Below are 17,997 nucleotides of genomic sequence, written 5' to 3' on the forward strand. Positions count from 1 at the left end.
CTTCAAGCGGCGATGCGTGCCTGGATGGTCTTCTGGATGCGTCGCAGTTCGTTCGGGTTCCGGCGCGCAAGGTAGTCGATCATATAATCGACCGCCGTTGTGCTGTAGTCATCCAGCAAGCCGTCGAGCACCTGCTGCACCACCATGGTGACGAAATCGGACTCGCTGATCGCTGGTGTGTACACATATGCCAGTCCTTCGCGGTGGCGGCGCAACACACCCTTTTCGGCGAGGCGGCTCATAGTCGTCATCACCGTGGTATAGGCGATCTCACGCTGCTGCGATAGTTTGCGATGGACTTTCTTGACCGTGCTGCGCTCGTCCTGCCAGATGATCTGCATAATGTCCGTCTCGAGCGGTCCGAGCACTTTGACCAGTCCATCCTTGGTGGGGCTGAAGCGAAAACGCATGTTCAGCGGCATCGACGCTACTCCTTTCGGTGGCGTTAGTGGCGCTACGGATTGTACCGACGAGCGCCAGCATGTTCGGAATATCGGGTGCGCTCTACTCATATGCAGTGTACTAACGCCGCGCGCAAACCTCAAGAGCAGCGGATTACTGACCGGTTACATAAGATTACGGTAGGATGACACCTATGAAGCACTCAGATGAGCGAACAGCGATCGAGGCGGCGATGCGTGCGGCGTTTCCGCTGGCGGATGAACGGGTGGCGCGCTTCTATGCGATGCAGGAGTATCACCTCGGCTGGCGCGACGAAGAATTGCGTCCGGCGACGTTCGATCCAGGCAAACTGTTGCGCCCGCGCCTCTGCCTGTTGAGCTGTCGTGCTGTTGGCGGCGACCCGCGCGATGCCCTGCCGCTGGCGGCAGCGATCCAGTTAATCCACGATTTCTCGCTGATCCACGATGATATTCAGGATCAGAGCGATACGCGTCGCGGTCGCCCGACGGTGTGGAAACTGTGGGGTCTGGCGCAGGGGATCAATACCGGCGATGGCATGTTTACTGTTGCGCATCTGTCGCTCCACCGCCTGGCGCTGACCAGCCTGCCAGCGGCGACGATCCTCGATGTGCTGCGGCGGTTCGATGAGACCATCCTGACCATTTGCGAGGGTCAGTTTCTTGATCTGAGCTACGAGGGGAACCTGGAGATCGATGAAGCCGCCTACCTGGCGATGATCGAGCGCAAGACAGCGGCGCTGATCGCTGCTTCTGCCGAACTTGGCGCACTCGTCGGTGGCGCCGATGAAGAGACGATCCAGGCGCTGTCCGATTTCGGGCGTGCGCTCGGTCTGGCGTTTCAGATCGAGGATGATGTGCTGGGTATCTGGGGCGATCCCGCTGTCACCGGTAAGCCGTTCGCTGCCGATCTGTACCGTCGTAAACTCAGCCTGCCCGTCATTCACGCATTGACGACCTCTCCCGACCGTGAGCGTCTGATGAACCTCTATGCGCAGGCGACACTCGACGATGACGCTGTGCGTCAGGCGCTGGCGATCCTTGATGCTGCGGGATCGCGGGTGTATGCGGAAGCAACCGCTGCGGCGTACCACGGCGAGGCGTTTGCTGCGCTTGATCGCGCGCGCGGTGATGCGGCGGCGCTGGAAGAATTGCGCGCGATTGCAACCAGCCTGCTGGGACGGCGCGCCTGAACGTTTGAACGTTCCTGCCTGCTGCGCGGGTGGAGGCAAAAGAGGCGCGCTGAAAGCGAAGGGTAACTACCGCCCGCAGTATGCTGCCGGTCTCAGCAATCGGCGTTGGTGGCGCGGTCGCTGCGCTCTGCTTCTCCGGAGAGCGCTTCCCCGGCTTCTTCGGCAAAACTGTACATGTCGATCTGCAACCGGCGCGCTGCCTCGCGCGCTCTGGCGTCGATCATCGGCGAGATGATCATCAACCGATCCGCCTGCCGCGCATGGCGCTGTTCATACCAGCGCGCCTTGCGTTCAAAGGCGTAGACGTCTGCTTTGCTCACTGAGGACTTGATTTCACAGATGATCAACAGCCCGTTTTTGATGATCAGGTCGAGTTCGATCTGATCCGGACGACCGAAGACGGCGCCGGTATCGTCATATTCAATGACGTTGATGACTTCGATGTTGAAGAACCCGGTTAGAATCCCCCTGAGAGCATTACGGAAGGACTGTTCGGAGTACAACCCCCAGCGTGCGCCCAGAGCGCCAATAGTGGAGTCATATTTGCGATCCAGCGCTTCCATGCGCCGGATCATCGCCATGATTTCCCGGTGATCTTCTTCCCATTTGCGGTTGGCTTCATCTTGCATGGCTTTAAGGGCGCGCTGATTTTCGTCCCACGTGCGGCGGGCTTCATCTTGCGCGGCTTTGAGGGCGCGCTGATTTTCGTCCCATTTGCGGTTTTGTTCTTCCCATTTGCGGTTGGCTTCGTCTTGCATGGCTTTGAGGGCGCGCTGATTTTCGTCCCAGGTGCGGCGGGCTTCATCTTGCGCGGCTTTGAGGGCGCGCTGATTTTCGTCCCAGGTGCGGCGGGCTTCATCTTGCGCGGCTTTGAGGGCGCGCTGATTTTCGTCCCATTTGCGGTTTTGTTCTTCCCATTTGCGGTTGGCTTCGTCTTGCATGGCTTTGAGGGCGCGCTGATTTTCGTCCCAGGTGCGGCGTTGTTCTTCCCGGTCACGGCGCAATTCTTCCAGCACGCGGTCGAACCGGCTCTCGGTTTCGCCGCGATTGGCGAAATGTTGCTGCGCCAGCCGCAGGATAAGTTGCCGGACGTCAGCGTCCTGCTCCAGGATAGCGGGCAATTCTTGAAGAATGATGGCTTTAACGTGTTCGCGCTCCAGCGGCATGGCTCACCAGTCTTTTCCGAAATGTGCCACCCATGGCCTGGTATTCTAGCATATCCGCTCGTTTGTTGCTCTGTTGGGCGCGAAGCGGGTGCGCGTGACGACCGAAATCGAATTTCTTACGAACAGTTCGCTGAAATGTGTTCCGGCATCAGAGGGGCATGAGTACGTGGGTGTCGCGCCGACACGCAGCGATGCGACCTATCCCAGGAGCGAGGGCATCATGTCCTCGATCAGGATACCCGTCGCTCGTGGCAAACAGCGCAGATGGTGAAGGAACACCAGTGTACGGCGGATTATAGCAGTTCTCACAAAGATTGGTCTTGTTGGGCAGGGTTGCACCCGCCATTGAACGCAGACGCCGTGTGCGCCATCCCTCCGCATGCTCCGCGTCTCTGTGTGCATCAGACCAGTTCATGCGGAGGCGCGGAGATGGAGAGCGCGGTTCCTACAAGGACCGTTGGATGGGGCTGCACCCGTCGCCGGACGCGGGCGCCTTGTGCGACACGGCAGACCCGGACGATGGTCAACGTATCTGAGAACTGCTGAGGGTGCTCACGGAAACAACCCATCCACCGCTGCGACGAGCTGGCGCAGATTGCTGACGTGGTGCACCGCATCGCACATCGGACCGTAGATGTGCATATGGTTATCATCGCGTCCCCAGCGGTAGGGTGGCTCCGGGTTGAACCACACCACACGGTGCGCGCGCCGTTTGATGATCTCGAACGCGCGTGGGTTCGGCGGCGACAGGTGATCGTCCCCGTCTCCGAGGAAGATCACGGTCGTGCGGCGGTCTACCGCGTCGAGGTGATCGCGGGTGAAGGTTGCCAGACACTCACTCAGGTTTGTCTGCCATGGACCGCCCTGCACCCGCTCCGGCACGACGCGGATCGCCTCTTCGGGGCGCAACCGTTGGAAATCAGCCTGCACATCGGCGATGGTGCGGTAGTACACAAACGGTCGGGTGCGACTGATCTGATCCTGGAGCGCGTAGACCAGCATGAGCATAAAGCCGGTAACGGCGCGCATCGAGCCGGACACATCGCAGATGACGGTAATGCGCGGCTTCAAATGCTTGTGGCGATAGCGAACATCGAGCGGGACACCGCTGTAGCGCAGGTTGGCGCGAATCGTGCTTTTGGCGTCGAGTGCGCCTTTACTTGCGCGTTTCTGCCGGAGCGCGACGCGGGTGCGCAACTGCGCCGCCAGGCGATTGATGACGGCGCGCATATCATCATCGTTCTGGTGCTGCAACTCCTCGAACGGGCGATCCTGGAGGTCTTCGATAGGGCGACGGCGGCGCTCCTCGGCTTCGTACTGCTGCAACCCGTTGCCGACCTCCTTGCCGATCTGCTGCGCCAGTGCTGCGCGGTTTTCGCGCGCTTCCTGCTCCAGTTGCTGCAATGCCGCCTCGCTGACCCCCGCCTGACGCAGACGTTCGAGCAATTCCTGGAGCAACTGCTCCAGACGGTCGAAGTGCAACTCGCGCAGCGCACGGCGTGTCGCCCATGGCTGAAAGCCGGTGACCATCTGCATCGCAGTGGTGTTCTCGCTGAGGAACTGGCGCATCTGACCGCCACTCATGCCCTGTCCGGTCATCATCATCTCGAACAGACGGCGGAGTTGCTCCGGCGTCAACGACGCCAGCATCTGCTGGAGCATGCGCTCCAGTTGTTCGCGCTCTTCGGGTGACATCCCGCTACCGGGTTGGTGGAGCGGCGGCGGTGTGTCAAGCCCGAAGAAACGCGGGAAGAGTTCATCGAACGTTGGCAGGTCGCGCGGCTCTTTCACCAGCGACGCACGCAGCGCCGAGCGAAAGATCTGTTTATCGGCAACGCCGGCGATTTCGATGCAACGCATGGCATCGATGCTTTCGGCGAGCGAGATGCGCACACCTCTGGCGCGCAGCGCCCGGATAAAATCAACCACCCGTTGATCCATCCCATTCCTCCCCTAGTTGCCGCGGAAGCGGCCACTCTCGTCGTCGCGGCGCAACCGCCCGAATTCATCCCGTTCGCGGCGTGTTCGATCACCCTCATCACGAACCATCGCGCGGCGCGCGCGCTGCAGATCGCCCTCAAATTTCAGCAGCACATTCAAGGTATTCTCGATCGTCGCCCGGTCGAGGTGGCGCGCGTTAAGTTCGAGCAGCGCGCGCGCCCAATCGATCGTCTCCGAGACGCTGGGGTGTTTCTTCAGATCCATACCGCGCAACCGCTGCACCAGTTCAACTGCCTGCTGCGCCAGTTTGGGCGGCAGCCCCGGCACCTTCAGATTGATGATCTGCAACTCCTGGTCTGCGGTGGGATAATCGACGTGCAGATAGAGGCAGCGCCGTTTGAGCGCCTCAGACAGTTCGCGGGTGTTGTTGCTGGTGAGCAGAACCATTGGTTGATGGCGGGCGCGGATGGTGCCGAGTTCCGGTACGCTGACCTGAAAATCGCTCAACACTTCGAGCAAGAATGCTTCAAACTCAGCGTCGGCGCGGTCGATCTCGTCGATCAGCAGGGTCACCGGACGCTCGCTGGTGATCGCTTTCAGCAGCGGGCGTGGCAGCATAAAACGGCTGGAGAAGAACACATCCTCTTCGGCTGCCAGTCGGTCGGCAGCCTCGGCAAGGCTCGTGACGCCCGCCAGCAGATCGTTGAGTTTATCGCGCAGCAACTGCGTATAGAGGAGTTGCTTGGCGTATTCCCATTCATAGAGCGCCTTGGTTTCGTCAAGACCCTCGTAGCACTGAAGACGGATCAGGTCGCGCCCGGTCGCTGCCGCCCAAACCTTTGCCAGTTCGGTTTTACCCACGCCAGCCGGACCTTCGGCGAGGATCGGCTTGCCGAGTTTCTCCGCCAGAAACACAGTGGTGGCGATTTCATCGGAAGGAATGTAGCGTTGGGCGCTGAGCGCCGCTTTGACATCGCTAATCGTGTTGAACACTGCCGATAGCCTTTCTACTCTGGTTGTGTGCCGTAGACGGTGTGCTCCATGCGAACCATGCCGTCCGTCAGTTCGATCAGAACGCCGTGGAAACGGCGCTGATCATGACCCGGATTGATGCACCAGGTTGCGCCAATCCGGGTTGCATACGTTCCGCTCAGCGCTGGCGCTTCGTGAATGTGCCCATGCAGGGTGAGCGGCGGTTGGTAGCGTTCAATAAAGGTGCGGAGCGCTCGACTGCCGACGTGTCGCCCGCGTGGCATCAGGTCGAGCGGCGTGTCGACCGGCGGTGTATGACAGACATACACCGTTCGTTGTGGGTCGCTGCGCCCGGCAAGTGCAGCCAGATCGTCTGCAATTGAGGGCAATCCTTCGAACTCGTGGCGTTGGAGCGGTCGAATAATACCGCCGCGACTGACGAAGGCGTGATCGAAACTGAACGCTGGCAGCGCCCCCTCGTCGCAGCGCTCGAAATCCTTGATGCTGAACGGCGTCGGCGGCACACAGGCGTACCCTGCGATCCAGAGATCGTCGTTCAACCGGTAGACCCGCTCGTGGAGAGGGTGCGCCAGCCCTTCAACCGCGAGTTCTTCCACTGCGACATACGCCGCTGCCCAATCATCGTTGCCGGGCAGCAGATAGACGGCTACCGTCGGATGGAGTGCGCGAAATACACGGAGCGCCGGTGCAAGGTCACGCTCGACAAACCTGCGTTGCGTCTCCAGTGCATCGTCACGCCGCATCGCGTGCGGCAGAAGATCTCCCGCAACAACGACCGCATGCGCCTGACGCTGCGCCGCAAACTCGAACAACGCACGATAATCGGCAATGTTCCCGTGGAGATCGGCAGTACAGGCAATACGCATATGCTACGGTCACGAAAATAAGCCGTCTGGCGACAACCCTGAACGCTATGCGGACAGAGAAGAGCGGGGATCTTCACGAGAAATTATAGCATGGACGGTGGTGAAATGGGGAAAATGATACCATGTTTCTTTCTGTCTTCGCGTGATCGTTGGTAGATGCAAAGTGTATGTGCCGCTTCCCTGTTTCTTCCCCAGACGTGGTACAATACGTCGTCAGCAACGCAAACCACTCGCGCGCGACCCGCTCACCTTCCCATGAGACGCTGCTCATGCGCTGGACGACCGTCCATCGCCCCCGGCGCCGGACACGCCGCCCGAAACCGATCCGTTCCGCTACGGCTGGCGTCTCTGGTCTCTATGATGAACATCCGCCCGATGCGCACTTGACCGTCTTGCATGCAGCGGCACAGGCTCAGTGCTGTCTGCCATTCAGCGGCATTTCGTCATACGTGCAACCGTCCAGTTCCCGACCGGTCAGGTCTTTGCGCACCCCGCCCCACTGCTTGAAGAAGAACGGCACGTGTGCGCGTCGGCACTGTTCCAGAATCGCGCGCACCCAATCTGCCTGCATCGGGCGCGCACCGGGACCCGACTCACCGCCGACGATCACCCAGTGGATCCCGTCGAGCGGAAGGTTGTCTAGTGGACCCAGTAACGGTTCACACGATAAAAAGCGCACATGCGCAGGAACCGTTTGAAGATCGTGAATCCGTTGGATCACGCGCCGGTTTTCGACGCTGACCCCCATCCAGATATTTGGCGCCCAATCGAGATACTGCGCCAGGTCGCGCAGGCGTGCGCTGCGTTTGGTCAGGATCTGAAACGTATGCTGCGGACAGTCGCGCATCGTTGCGAACACACGCTGAATAGACATCATCAAGATTTAGTGATATACTATTTTTGTACAATCTGAAAATGGAGAAAAACGATGTGTAAGTATCGATCCATTATCGAAAATCCGGAGAAATTACGCTCTATGACCGGACTGACCGTTGAAGAGTTCCACGCGCTGGTTCCGATCTTCCACGCCGCATTTGAAGCGTATATGAAACGTCGCACGATTGATGGCCGCGTCCGATATTGTCGTCGCTACGTCTCGTATGCAAACTCGCCGCTTCCGACAACAGAAGATAAATTGCTCTTTATTTTGACCTACTTAAAACAAAACCCAACGCAAGTGATGCACGGACACCTCTTTCAAATGAGCCAATCAAACGTAAGCAAATGGGTGCATCTTTTGCACGGAGCGCTGAACTATGCGCTTTCACAGCAAAATCTCCTGCCTGCGCGCACTGCCGACGACCTGGCGAGGCGATTGCAGGAAGAACCGTCGTGTGAAGAACCGTCGTGTGAAGAACCGTCGTGTGAAGAACCGTCGTGTGAAGAACCGTCGTGTGAAGAACCGTCGTGTGAAGAACCGTCGTGTGAAGAACCGTCGCATGCGACAAAAGCGCCCCCCTTTTTATCCATGACGGCGTAGAACGTCCCATTCGCCGTCCAAGCGACAAAGTCGACCGGGAGTTGTATTACAGCGGTAAGAAGAAACGACATACGCTTAAGAACGTTCTCATCATTGATGAGTTTGGCTCTATTCACTTTTTGAGTGACACCTACGAAGGAAGGGTCCACGATAAATGTATTGCGGATGAAGCGGGATACACCCTTCCAAACGCGAGCATTCTCTATCAAGACGCCGGATTTCAAGGATTTACCCTGCCTGGCGTCCAGATTATGCAGCCAAAGAAGAAGCCGCGCAATGGAACCCTCACGCCGCAGGAAAAGGAGGAAAACCGGCGTATCTCATCCGTTCGCGTTCGTATTGAACATGTTATCGGCGATATCAAGCGGTATCGAATCATTCACGACATTATCCGCTTCAGTTGTTCCGAATTTCGGGATATGGTCATGGAAACATGTTGCGGGCTGCATAACTTCCGAATTTGGCTGAAACGCAAAAAGCAGTCCAAAAATCAAAACGAATCTTGATGAAGTCTATTGAACAAATTTGAACGGCGATTTTGCTTCGAGCGCAATACGGGCGCTGCCCTTGAGGAAAGCCTTGGTTTCGGGTTCTTCCAGTTCTGGAAAAAGCGGCTTATCCGGGGGTGGATCGGATGCCGGTGTGCGGTACCCCGTGCCAGCAAAAGCGTCGACGTAGATGGGCGTCAACTTCCTGGCTCTTTCATTGCCGCTGAAAATAGTCATGTACGCTTTCAGGTACTTGCGCACACGCTCCAGTTTGTCGGCTGTCCAGTCGCCGCCGAAACGATGGTCGGTCATGACGTTGCTCCAGGACAAGGTTAAGACAGCATGCCAGAACAATTGTACGATAACTTGTATAACAGGTCAACACTCGTTGCTCAATTCGATGGCGTTATGTGGTATCATCGGGGAGGACCCGATTGCTTACACCTGCGCATCGCATACGATGAACCATAACGTCGCCTGCACGCCGTCGTTTTCGCGCCACAGCCCAACTGCCCGACGACCAGATCAATCTGGCGGAGGCGGCGCTCTGTATTTCCTCGGAAGATCAGGGTGAGGGCAACCCGTCTGCATCGTTGCGGCGCATTATGAGTTGTGAGAATGAAATCCGGTATAGCCCGCGCAGCGGGCGTCGCCCCGCTTAGCCGAGGGGTTCACTCCGACGGCACGCGGCACATACCGGAACTTAATGCTCCAATCTTCACAGCCCTCCCTGAGCGCGTGGGAGCCCCTGCGGGGCTGGAGCGTCTCTGCGGGGGTGCGCGCCTCCGGCGCGCACCTGAGGTGGCGTCTCTCCCGCTCCTGGAGTAGGGCGCACGACTCTCGCCCGCGCAGGCGGGCGTCGCCCCACAGTCCCCCACGCATGCGGGGCTTCCACGGGTGGGTTTTTGGGAAGCCCCCGCGTTCCTTCTCTCGTTTTGGTCATCAGGCGGACCAAACTTCCCCTTCTCACTTTGTGGGAGCAGAGGGTCGGAGGATGAGGGGCAAACGCGCACAGGAATGCCGCAAACCGCTCATTGACATCCCTCCCCCCGCCTGCTATCATTGCGACATCCGTAAACGATTTTATACCAGCAGACGATGACTCCTCCATGGAAACAGCGTCTCGATGCGCTGCGGATTCGTGATTTGAGCGCAATCTTTCGCACGCCGAAGCCGATCATCGGCATGGTGCATCTCTGGCCCCTGCCGGGTGCGCCGGGGTATACCGGCTATGGGATGCAGACGATCATTGATCAGGCGTTGTACGATGCCCACACTCTCGCTGAAGGCGGCGTCGATGGGGTGATCGTCGAGAATATGTGGGATATTCCCTTTCGCGCCGGTCCGAATGTGCAACCGGAGAGTATCGCGGCTCATGCTGTCGCGGCGCATGCTGTTCGCCGTGCAATCGATCTGCCGCTCGGCATCAATCTGGTGCACAATGGCGGTGTTGCGCTCCTGGGGATCGCCCTTGCCGCCGGCGCCAGTTTCATTCGCGTCTGCATGTTCACCGGGGCAGGGGTCTGGGATACGGGCGCCTGGGACGAGGGGTGCGCCGCCGACCTGATGCGCCGACGCAAGGAACTTCACGCCGAACATATCAACATCTTCGCCGATGTTGACAAGAAGCATTCGGTGCGTTTCCCCGGCATCGACCTGGCAACCCATATCGAATGGACGCGCTTCTTCGGTGCGGATGCGCTGATTGTCTCCGGGCGCATGACCGGCGATGCGCCCGATCTGGAGAAGGTGCGACAGGCGAAAGCGTTGTCCGGCGATCGACCGCTCCTGATCGGCAGTGGCGCCGATGAGTGCAACATCGCCGCCTTTATGGACGTGGCGGATGGTGTGATCGTCGGGTCGAGCATTAAAGAAGACGGTCGGATCGAGAATCGGGTGGATGTCGAACGGGTGCGGCGGTTCGTTGCCGCAGCGCGATCATCGATGTAAATTCATGACTTCACTGCAAAAACGCACCGCCGAGACGCCGAGTGCGCAGAGAACTTCAACAACGAAATGTATGCGCTGCGTTGGAGCGACTCGCTCAGCATCTTCCTCTGTGAACGCTGCGCCGTTGTGGTGACACGCCCTTTTTGCGGTAGACTCAATGCATGGAAAAACCAGAGCGGCGTAAAGGACGCAGAGGTTGAAGGCATACCCAGGCGACGCATGGGGGTAGAAGGCGGCAGGTTGTGCGTTGAAGGCGGCAGGTTGTGCGCATACCCTGCGCCACGTGCAAGGGTTGACCGTTGGGCGCTGGCGCATGTGTTGATCCATTTGTTTCCTTGCGGACGACAGGAGACGCGAGACATACCATGAGCCTTCACGGCAAAGCAGCGCTGGTTACCGGTGGTGCGCGACGACTGGGGCGGGCGATTGCGCTGGCCCTCGGACGCGCTGGTATGCGTGTTGCGATTCATTATCACGCATCCGCAGCGTCAGCGGAAGAAGTGATATCAGAAATGCGCACGTATGGCGTGGAGTGCATCGCCATTCCCGGCGACTTAAGCCGGGTCGCCGACTGCGAGCGCGTGGTGGATGCAACGCTGGAACAGTGGGGCAGGCTTGATCTTCTGGTGAACAACGCTGGCATCTGGGGATCAACGCCGGTTGGGAGCGTGACGGAAGAACGTTGGGATGAGTTGCTGAACACGAACCTGCGCAGCATGTTTTTCGTCGCGCAACGCGCTGCTGATGCCCTGCGCGCATCGCACGGCGTAATCATCAACATCGCCGACGTGGGCGTTGAACGACCGTGGCGCAACCACACACCATACCTGATTAGCAAAGGTGGTGTGGTGACGCTCACCAGAGCGCTGGCAAAAGACCTGGCGCCGGAAATTCGGGTCAACGCGATTGCGCCGGGTCCAGTCCTGCTTCCTGACGATTGGGGCGCTGAACAGGCGGAACGGGTCGCGCGCACCACCCTGCTGCGGCGCATCGGTAGCCCTGAGGATATTGCCGATGCGGTGATCTTCCTGGCACAGGCCGGGTATATAACCGGTGTGACGCTCCCGGTTGATGGGGGACATCTTTTGCACTAATCGTTCACGAAGTCACCGCTTCGCCCGCCGCTTTTGCGCACAAGACGGATCGCGCCAATCTGCATCTCGCGATCGATCGCTTTGCACATGTCGTAGATCGTGAGCGCTGCGACACTCACCGCAGTCAGTGCTTCCATCTCCACGCCTGTCTTGCCGACAGTGCGCACGGTTGCTTCGATCTGAACTGTCGAGGTTGCGACATCAAGACGTGCGTCAACGGCGACGTGGGTGAGCAGCAGGGGATGACAGAGCGGAATCAGGTCTGGAGCGCGCTTGGCGGCCATGATACCGGCGATCCGCGCTGTGGCGAGCACATCGCCTTTGGGCATATCGCCTGCTGCGAGGCGTTGCAATGTTTCAGGGCGCATGCGCACCTCGCCGCGCGCGACCGCCTCGCGCAGCGTGTCATCCTTCGCGCCGACATCGACCATCCGCGCGCGTCCCGATTCGTCGAGATGGGTCAGGTCACTCATAGGCAGCGGAGAGAAGAAATTCAAAAGCCGCTCATTCGAGCGGCTTTGTTGGAGCGGGAGACGGGATTCGAACCCGCGACCTATACCTTGGCAAGGTATCGCTCTACCAGCTGAGCCACTCCCGCATCAGCGCTGATGATTATAGCACAGAGAAGGAGAAAATGCAAACACGGCAAAGGTGCGCAGCGTGGCAGGATGGATTGTCGGATTGCAACCCAGGTGGCAGAATTTTACACCTGGACACAATTCCGGCTCTGAAGATAACAAATATTCCCGGAAGATTGTCACACATTAAGGAGCCGGAGTAACCGGATGTGTCTTTTTACTGATATACTACAACTACCCTGATAGACAGCAATCATTGCCGGCGAGGAGCACTGCCATGAGCGAAGAGGCGCAGACGACAGCGGCTGGCGATACGGCGGTACACCCCCTGTTCGACATGTTCCCTCCTGCGACCTACGAGGAGTGGCGCGCTGTGGCGGAAAAGACGCTCAAAGGTGCGCCATTCGAGAAACGGTTGATCACCAAAACGTATGAGAACATCCTGCTGCAACCGATCTACAACATCGAGGACATTGCGGGTCTGCCGCAGGTCAACTCGCTGCCGGGATTTGAGCCGTTTGTGCGAAGTACTCGGGCGCTTGGCTATGTCATCGCGCGCTGGGAGGTGTGCCAGGAACTGCCCTACCCCCTGCCGCGCGAGGTCAATGAGGCGGCGCGCAGCGATCTGTCCCGTGGACTGACGTCACTCAACCTGCCGCTTGATCAGGCGACCCTGCAAGGACTCGATCCTGATGCCGCTCCGATGGCGCTGGTCGGTGCGGGTGGCGTGTCGCTGGCGACGGTGGACGATGCGGTGACGCTGCTGGAGGGCGTGACGCTGGATCGAACGCCGCTGCTGGTGGCAGCCGGTGCGAACGCAGTGCCGGTTGCGGCGCTGATCCTGGCTGCTGCCGAGCGCTCCGGTGTGGGATTCGACCGGATCGGCGGGTGTATTGGTGCCGATCCACTCGGTGCGCTGGCGGTGCAGGGGTCGTTGCCGCTCTCGCTGGAGCGCAGTTACGACCTGATGGCGCAGTGGACAGCCTGGGCGCATGTCCACGCGCCGCTCCTGCGCACCATCCTGGTTGCGACGCACGTCTATCACAACGGTGGCGCCTCGGTTGTGCAGGACCTGGCGTGCGCTCTGGCAACCGGTGTGGCATACATTCGCGCGATGCAGGCGCGTGGTCTGGATGTGCATGTCGTCGCGCCACGGATGCAGTTCGCCTTCTCGATCGGGTCGCAGTTCTTTATGGAGATCGCGCGTCTCCGCGCTGCGCGTATGCTGTGGGCGCGGGTGGTTTCCGCCTTCGGCGGCGACGAGCAGGCGCAAAAGATGCGCATCCACGGTCGAACGTCGGCATGGACAAAGGCGCGCTTCGATGCCTATAATAACATGTTGCGCGCAACCGGTGAGGCGATGGCGGGAGTGATGGGCGGCATCGATAGTTTGCACGTCAGTCACTTCGATGAGGCGCTTGGGTTGCCCGATGAGTTCTCACGTCGCATTGCGCGCAATGTGCAGATTATTCTCCAGGAGGAGTGCAATTTCATTCGCGTGATCGATCCGCCCGGCGGCGCTTGGGCAATTGAGACGCTGACCGATCAGGTGGCGCAGAAGGCGTGGGCGCTGTTCCAGGAGATCGAGCGCAAGGGAGGGATGGCTGACGCGCTGGTCGCAGGTTTCCCTCAGTCGTTCGTCGCTGCGACGCGCGCTGAACGCTTCTCCGCAATTGCCCACCGCCGTGAGGTGATCGTTGGTGTGAATATGTACCCGAACCTGAAGGAGAAACCACTGACGGTGCGAATGGTGGATCACGCGGCGGTTCAGGCAGAACGCTCTGCCGAAGTGCAGCGCGTTCGTCACGCGGTCGATCCACAGGCGCGTCAGGATGCGCTGGGCGCGCTGACCCAGACGCTTGCCGCTGCGCCGGATCGTCTGGTTGAACGGGCAATCGCCGCAGCGCGCATCGGTGCGACCCTTGGCGATCTTGCGACCGCCCTGGCTTCCAGTGATGCCGCCGGTCCAACCATCGAACCGATCCCGTTCCACCGCGCTGCGGAGCAGTTCGAGACGCTGCGGACCACGGCAGAGGCATACATGGCGCGTACCGGCGCACGTCCGAAGGTCTTCCTTGCCAATATGGGACCGATACCGCAGCACAAAGCGCGCGCCGATTTCTCAACCGGCTTCTTCGAGGCGGGCGGCTTCGAGGTGATTGGCAACAGCGGGTTCGCCACCGTCGAAGAAGCGGCGCAGGCGGCGCTCGAATCAGGCGCAGGGATTGTGACGATCTGCTCTACCGACGAGACCTACCCGGAGATCGTTCCGGCATTGACCGGTCTGATCAAATCGAGCCGTCCCGATGTGACCGTTGTGCTGGCAGGCTATCCGACCGATCAGATCGAGACCTATCGAGCTGCCGGGGTTGATGAGTTCATCCATTTGCGCGCGAATTGTTACGAGACCCTGGTGCGGTTGCAACAGTTGAAAGGAGTTGCTGCGTGAAAACCCCGGATTTTACGACGCTTCCCTACCGTGACGGCGCTGCTGCACCGGATCGTGAGCAGTGGCGCGAACGCGCCGAACGTGAGGCGGGACGACCGCTTGACACGCTCGTCTGGCGCACGATGGAACAACTCGATATTCGTCCGCTCTACACGGCGGAAGATATTGCGGGTCTTGAGCATTTGCGCTTTACCGCTGGCATTCCGCCTTACCTGCGCGGTCCGTATCCGACCATGTATGTAACCCAACCCTGGACGATCCGCCAGTACGCCGGCTTCTCGACGGCGGAAGCCAGCAATGCGTTCTACCGGCGCAACCTGGCGGCAGGGCAGAAAGGGTTGTCGGTTGCGTTCGATCTGGCGACCCACCGCGGCTACGACTCTGACCATCCCCGCGTCGTTGGCGACGTGGGCAAGGCGGGGGTAGCGATCGACTCGGTGCTCGATATGAAAATCCTGTTCGACGGCATCCCGCTCGATCAGATGTCGGTGTCGATGACGATGAACGGCGCCGTCATCCCGATCATGGCGTTCTACATCGTCGCTGCCGAAGAACAGGGGGTGCGCCAGGATCAGTTGACCGGCACGATCCAGAACGATATTCTCAAAGAGTACATGGTGCGCAACACGTACATTTACCCGCCTGAACCGTCGATGCGCATCATTGCTGATATTTTCGCCTACACGGCGAAGCACATGCCGAAGTTCAACAGTATCAGCATTTCCGGCTACCATATGCAGGAAGCCGGTGCGACCGCCGACCTCGAACTGGCGTATACCCTGGCGGACGGTCTGGAGTATGTGCGCGCCGGGTTGAAGGCGGGTCTTTCCATCGATGCGTTTGCGCCGCGCATTTCGTTTTTCTGGGCGATCGGGATGAACTACTTCATGGAGATCGCCAAGATGCGAGCCGCACGGATGCTGTGGGCAAAGATTATCAGGCAGTTCGACCCCAAAGATCCGAAGTCGATGGCGTTGCGCACGCACTGCCAGACATCGGGCTGGAGTCTGACCGAGCAGGATCCGTTCAACAACGTGGCGCGCACGTGTATCGAGGCGATGGCTGCCGCGCTGGGGCACACGCAGTCGCTCCACACGAATTCGCTGGACGAGGCGATTGCCCTGCCGACCGACTTCTCGGCGCGGATTGCGCGCAATACGCAACTGTACCTGCAAGAAGAAACCGGCATCTGCAAGATCATCGATCCGTGGGGCGGGTCGTACTATCTGGAGTATCTGACCGATGCGCTGGCGCGGCGCGCCTGGATGCACATCCAGGAAGTCGAGGAACTGGGCGGCATGGCGAAGGCGATCGAAGCCGGGTTGCCGAAACTCCGCATCGAAGAAGCCGCTGCGCGTCGTCAGGCGCATATCGACTCTGGGCGTGAGACGATTGTCGGGGTCAATAAGTATCGTCTGCCCTACGAGGCGCCGATTGAAATCCTGGAGGTTGACAATACTGCCGTGCGCCTGGCGCAGATCGAGCGATTGAAGAAACTGCGCGCCGAGCGGGACGAGTCGCGCACGCAGGCGGCGCTCGATGCGCTGACTCGCGTGGCTGCCACCGGTGAGGGCAATCTGCTGGAAGCAGCGGTTGAAGCGGCGCGGGCGCGCGCGACGCTGGGAGAGATTTCGATGGCAATGGAAAAAGTTTTCGGGCGCTACAAAGCGACCATCCGCTCGGTTTCGGGCGTCTACAGCAGCGAATTCAGCGATGTCGAGCAGATCCACCACGTGCGCGCGCTGGCGGATGCGTTCGCAGCACGGGAAGGTCGTCGTCCGCGCATTCTGGTCGCCAAGATCGGGCAGGACGGGCATGATCGCGGCGCAAAAGTGGTAGCGACCGCCTTCGCCGATCTCGGATTCGACGTGGACATCGGATCGCTCTTCCAGACGCCGGAAGAGGTGGCGCGTCAGGCGGTCGAGAACGATGTGCACGTGGTGGGCGTCAGTTCGCTGGCTGCCGGGCACAAGACGTTACTGCCACAACTGGTTGAGGAATTGCGCAAACTCGGACGTGAGGACATTATGGTGGTGATCGGCGGTATCATTCCGGCGCAGGATTACGATTTTCTACGCGCACATGGCGCAGCGATGATCTTCGGTCCCGGCACGATTATCCCGGTCGCTGCCGAGAAACTCTTGCACGAGTTGGAACGGCGACTGCACGGTGATGGCGTCGAGACCGGTCCGACAGTTCAGACGCGAGACGCAGCATGAGCAACGGTCAACACTCTGCTTCCTCTGAGGAGATGCCTTTTGCGCTTTCGGTGGTGGAAGGGGTGACCGGTGGACACGACGGGTTGCCAGGTCAGCAGGTGAGCGCGCCGGCAGCGCCGCCGCCCCGTCGTCGCCTGCTCACGGTCGAGGAATATGTTACCGGTGTGCGTAGCGGCGACCGCTCGATCCTGGCGCGCGCAATTACGCTGATCGAGAGCAATGCCCCGGCGCACATGGCGCTGGCGCAGGAGGTGCTCCGTGAACTGCTGCCGTACACTGGCGGCGCACTGCGCGTGGGCATCACCGGTGTGCCTGGCGTTGGCAAGAGCACCTTCATCGAGGCGCTCGGCACAATGCTCTGTGACCGCGGGCATCGCGTGGCGGTGCTGGCGGTCGATCCGTCGAGCAGTATCTCGCGCGGCAGCATCCTCGGCGACAAAACGCGCATGGAGCGCCTGGCGCGCCACCCGAACGCCTACATCCGTCCCTCGCCGACAGGTGGCAGTCTGGGCGGGGTGGCGCGCAAGAGTCGGGAAACACTCCTCGTCTGCGAGGCTGCCGGGTTCGACATCATCCTGGTCGAGACGGTCGGCGTCGGTCAGAGCGAAATCGCAGTGCGCGGGATGGTCGATTTCTTTCTGCTCCTCATGCTGGCAGGCGCTGGCGATGAATTGCAGGGGATCAAGAAGGGAATTATCGAACTGGCAGATGCGCTGCTGATCACCAAAGCCGACGGCGACAACCGCACGCGCGCGCTGGCGGCGCAGGCGGAGTACACACATGCCTTGCGCTACCTGACGCCTGCCACGGAGGGGTGGCGTCCGCGCGCCTATATCTGCTCGGCGCAGACCGGCGAAGGGATCGCGGAAATCTGGCGAGAGATCGAACGCTTCCGCGACGAAACAACGGCATCGGGCGTGTTCGCTGCGCGACGGCGCGATCAGGCGCGCGATTGGGTCTACACCCTGATCGAAGATCACCTGCGCACCCGCTTCTTCGGGCATCCGGTCGTGCAGGAGCGATTGCCCGCCATCGAGAAGGCGGTCGTCGAAGGGACGCTGCCGGTGACGACCGCAGTGCAGGACCTGATCCGGGCGTTTGAGAGCGCGTTGCAGGGGGAGGAACAAGGGTGAACATAGTTCTATGATCCTGCTGTGGATG

14 protein-coding genes, 1 tRNA gene and 1 pseudogene are annotated in these 17,997 nt (G+C 60.0%); 7 read left to right on the forward strand and 9 right to left on the reverse strand.

Annotated elements, in window-relative coordinates:
- Positions 1-2: 2 nt before the first annotated feature.
- On the reverse strand, positions 3-422 hold the full coding sequence (locus ROSERS_RS02725; RefSeq protein WP_011955313.1) for a BlaI/MecI/CopY family transcriptional regulator: 420 nt from the start codon (positions 420-422) through the stop codon (positions 3-5).
- Between the two features lie 173 nt (positions 423-595).
- On the opposite strand from ROSERS_RS02725, the gene ROSERS_RS02730 reads away from it, so the two are divergent.
- Complete coding sequence (locus ROSERS_RS02730) at positions 596-1,612, forward strand: polyprenyl synthetase family protein (RefSeq protein ID WP_011955314.1); 1,017 nt, start codon at positions 596-598, stop codon at positions 1,610-1,612.
- A 92-nt stretch (positions 1,613-1,704) separates the two neighbouring features.
- Here the strand turns inward: ROSERS_RS02730 and ROSERS_RS02735 are convergent, their stop codons facing one another.
- From ROSERS_RS02735 to ROSERS_RS02755, 5 genes and pseudogenes are all read right to left on the reverse strand, one after another.
- A complete protein-coding gene (locus tag ROSERS_RS02735) occupies positions 1,705-2,778 on the reverse strand; it encodes a DUF3782 domain-containing protein (RefSeq protein WP_011955315.1) in 1,074 nt (357 codons plus the stop codon).
- A gap of 552 nt (positions 2,779-3,330) precedes the next feature.
- A complete protein-coding gene (locus ROSERS_RS02740) occupies positions 3,331-4,719 on the reverse strand; it encodes a VWA domain-containing protein (RefSeq protein ID WP_011955316.1) in 1,389 nt (462 codons plus the stop codon).
- 12 nt (positions 4,720-4,731) lie between these two features.
- A complete protein-coding gene (locus ROSERS_RS02745; protein WP_011955317.1) occupies positions 4,732-5,712 on the reverse strand; it encodes an AAA family ATPase in 981 nt (326 codons plus the stop codon).
- Positions 5,713-5,726: 14 nt separating this feature from the next.
- A complete protein-coding gene (locus tag ROSERS_RS02750; protein WP_011955318.1) occupies positions 5,727-6,578 on the reverse strand; it encodes a metallophosphoesterase family protein in 852 nt (283 codons plus the stop codon).
- 412 nt (positions 6,579-6,990) lie between these two features.
- Positions 6,991-7,446, reverse strand: a pseudogene (locus tag ROSERS_RS02755) (DUF5131 family protein); the annotation flags it as partial.
- A gap of 60 nt (positions 7,447-7,506) precedes the next feature.
- On the opposite strand from ROSERS_RS02755, the gene ROSERS_RS24645 reads away from it, so the two are divergent.
- A protein-coding gene (locus tag ROSERS_RS24645; protein ID WP_085979421.1) for an IS5-like element ISRfsp3 family transposase occupies positions 7,507-8,564 on the forward strand; the annotation gives its coding sequence in 2 pieces (ribosomal slippage) (positions 7,507-8,038 and positions 8,038-8,564; 1,059 coding nt in all).
- A 6-nt stretch (positions 8,565-8,570) separates the two neighbouring features.
- Here ROSERS_RS24645 and tcmP read toward each other — a convergent pair.
- Complete coding sequence (gene tcmP / locus ROSERS_RS02770) at positions 8,571-8,858, reverse strand: three-Cys-motif partner protein TcmP (RefSeq protein WP_041332844.1); 288 nt, start codon at positions 8,856-8,858, stop codon at positions 8,571-8,573.
- A gap of 786 nt (positions 8,859-9,644) precedes the next feature.
- On the opposite strand from tcmP, the gene ROSERS_RS02775 reads away from it, so the two are divergent.
- A complete protein-coding gene (locus tag ROSERS_RS02775) occupies positions 9,645-10,496 on the forward strand; it encodes a BtpA/SgcQ family protein (protein ID WP_011955319.1) in 852 nt (283 codons plus the stop codon).
- A gap of 365 nt (positions 10,497-10,861) precedes the next feature.
- Positions 10,862-11,590 carry an SDR family oxidoreductase gene (locus ROSERS_RS02780; RefSeq protein ID WP_041332847.1) on the forward strand — a complete coding sequence of 243 codons (729 nt, stop codon included), beginning with the start codon at positions 10,862-10,864 and terminating at the stop codon, positions 11,588-11,590.
- Here the strand turns inward: ROSERS_RS02780 and moaC are convergent.
- Together moaC and ROSERS_RS02790 are read right to left on the reverse strand one after the other, a co-directional pair.
- Positions 11,587-12,063, reverse strand: coding sequence for a cyclic pyranopterin monophosphate synthase MoaC (moaC, locus tag ROSERS_RS02785; protein ID WP_011955321.1), 477 nt, complete (start codon positions 12,061-12,063; stop codon positions 11,587-11,589). The genes ROSERS_RS02780 and moaC overlap by 4 nt on opposite strands.
- A gap of 49 nt (positions 12,064-12,112) precedes the next feature.
- A tRNA-Gly gene (locus ROSERS_RS02790) sits at positions 12,113-12,188 on the reverse strand.
- A 257-nt stretch (positions 12,189-12,445) separates the two neighbouring features.
- Between ROSERS_RS02790 and ROSERS_RS02795 the strand changes: the two genes are divergently transcribed.
- From ROSERS_RS02795 to meaB, 3 genes are read left to right on the forward strand one after another with little or no spacing between them, the layout of a single operon-like run.
- Entirely contained in the window at positions 12,446-14,617 is a 2,172-nt protein-coding gene (locus ROSERS_RS02795) for a methylmalonyl-CoA mutase family protein (protein ID WP_011955322.1), read from the forward strand.
- Positions 14,614-16,836 (forward strand): methylmalonyl-CoA mutase, encoded by a 2,223-nt coding sequence (scpA, locus tag ROSERS_RS02800; RefSeq protein WP_011955323.1) that lies wholly within the window; start codon positions 14,614-14,616, stop codon positions 16,834-16,836. The genes ROSERS_RS02795 and scpA overlap by 4 nt, the downstream gene beginning before the upstream one ends.
- Entirely contained in the window at positions 16,833-17,969 is a 1,137-nt protein-coding gene (gene meaB / locus ROSERS_RS02805) for a methylmalonyl Co-A mutase-associated GTPase MeaB (protein WP_011955324.1), read from the forward strand. The genes scpA and meaB overlap by 4 nt, the downstream gene beginning before the upstream one ends.
- The last annotated feature ends 28 nt before the right edge of the window (positions 17,970-17,997 follow it).

It is taken from the genome of Roseiflexus sp. RS-1 (genome assembly GCF_000016665.1).
In the GTDB taxonomy this organism is placed as follows: domain Bacteria; phylum Chloroflexota; class Chloroflexia; order Chloroflexales; family Roseiflexaceae; genus Roseiflexus.

What these genes read in the sequence shown, in the direction of transcription:
- ROSERS_RS02725 (WP_011955313.1), bottom strand. Translation starts at nt 422, where the DNA reads ATGCCGCTGAACATGCGTTTTCGCTTCAGCCCCACCAAGGATGGACTG.
- ROSERS_RS02730 (WP_011955314.1), top strand. Translation starts at nt 596, where the DNA reads ATGAAGCACTCAGATGAGCGAACAGCGATCGAGGCGGCGATGCGTGCG.
- ROSERS_RS02735 (WP_011955315.1), bottom strand. Translation starts at nt 2,778, where the DNA reads ATGCCGCTGGAGCGCGAACACGTTAAAGCCATCATTCTTCAAGAATTG.
- ROSERS_RS02740 (WP_011955316.1), bottom strand. Translation starts at nt 4,719, where the DNA reads ATGGATCAACGGGTGGTTGATTTTATCCGGGCGCTGCGCGCCAGAGGT.
- ROSERS_RS02750 (WP_011955318.1), bottom strand. Translation starts at nt 6,578, where the DNA reads ATGCGTATTGCCTGTACTGCCGATCTCCACGGGAACATTGCCGATTAT.
- tcmP (WP_041332844.1), bottom strand. Translation starts at nt 8,858, where the DNA reads ATGACCGACCATCGTTTCGGCGGCGACTGGACAGCCGACAAACTGGAG.
- ROSERS_RS02775 (WP_011955319.1), top strand. Translation starts at nt 9,645, where the DNA reads ATGACTCCTCCATGGAAACAGCGTCTCGATGCGCTGCGGATTCGTGAT.
- ROSERS_RS02780 (WP_041332847.1), top strand. Translation starts at nt 10,862, where the DNA reads ATGAGCCTTCACGGCAAAGCAGCGCTGGTTACCGGTGGTGCGCGACGA.
- moaC (WP_011955321.1), bottom strand. Translation starts at nt 12,063, where the DNA reads ATGAGTGACCTGACCCATCTCGACGAATCGGGACGCGCGCGGATGGTC.
- ROSERS_RS02795 (WP_011955322.1), top strand. Translation starts at nt 12,446, where the DNA reads ATGAGCGAAGAGGCGCAGACGACAGCGGCTGGCGATACGGCGGTACAC.
- meaB (WP_011955324.1), top strand. Translation starts at nt 16,833, where the DNA reads ATGAGCAACGGTCAACACTCTGCTTCCTCTGAGGAGATGCCTTTTGCG.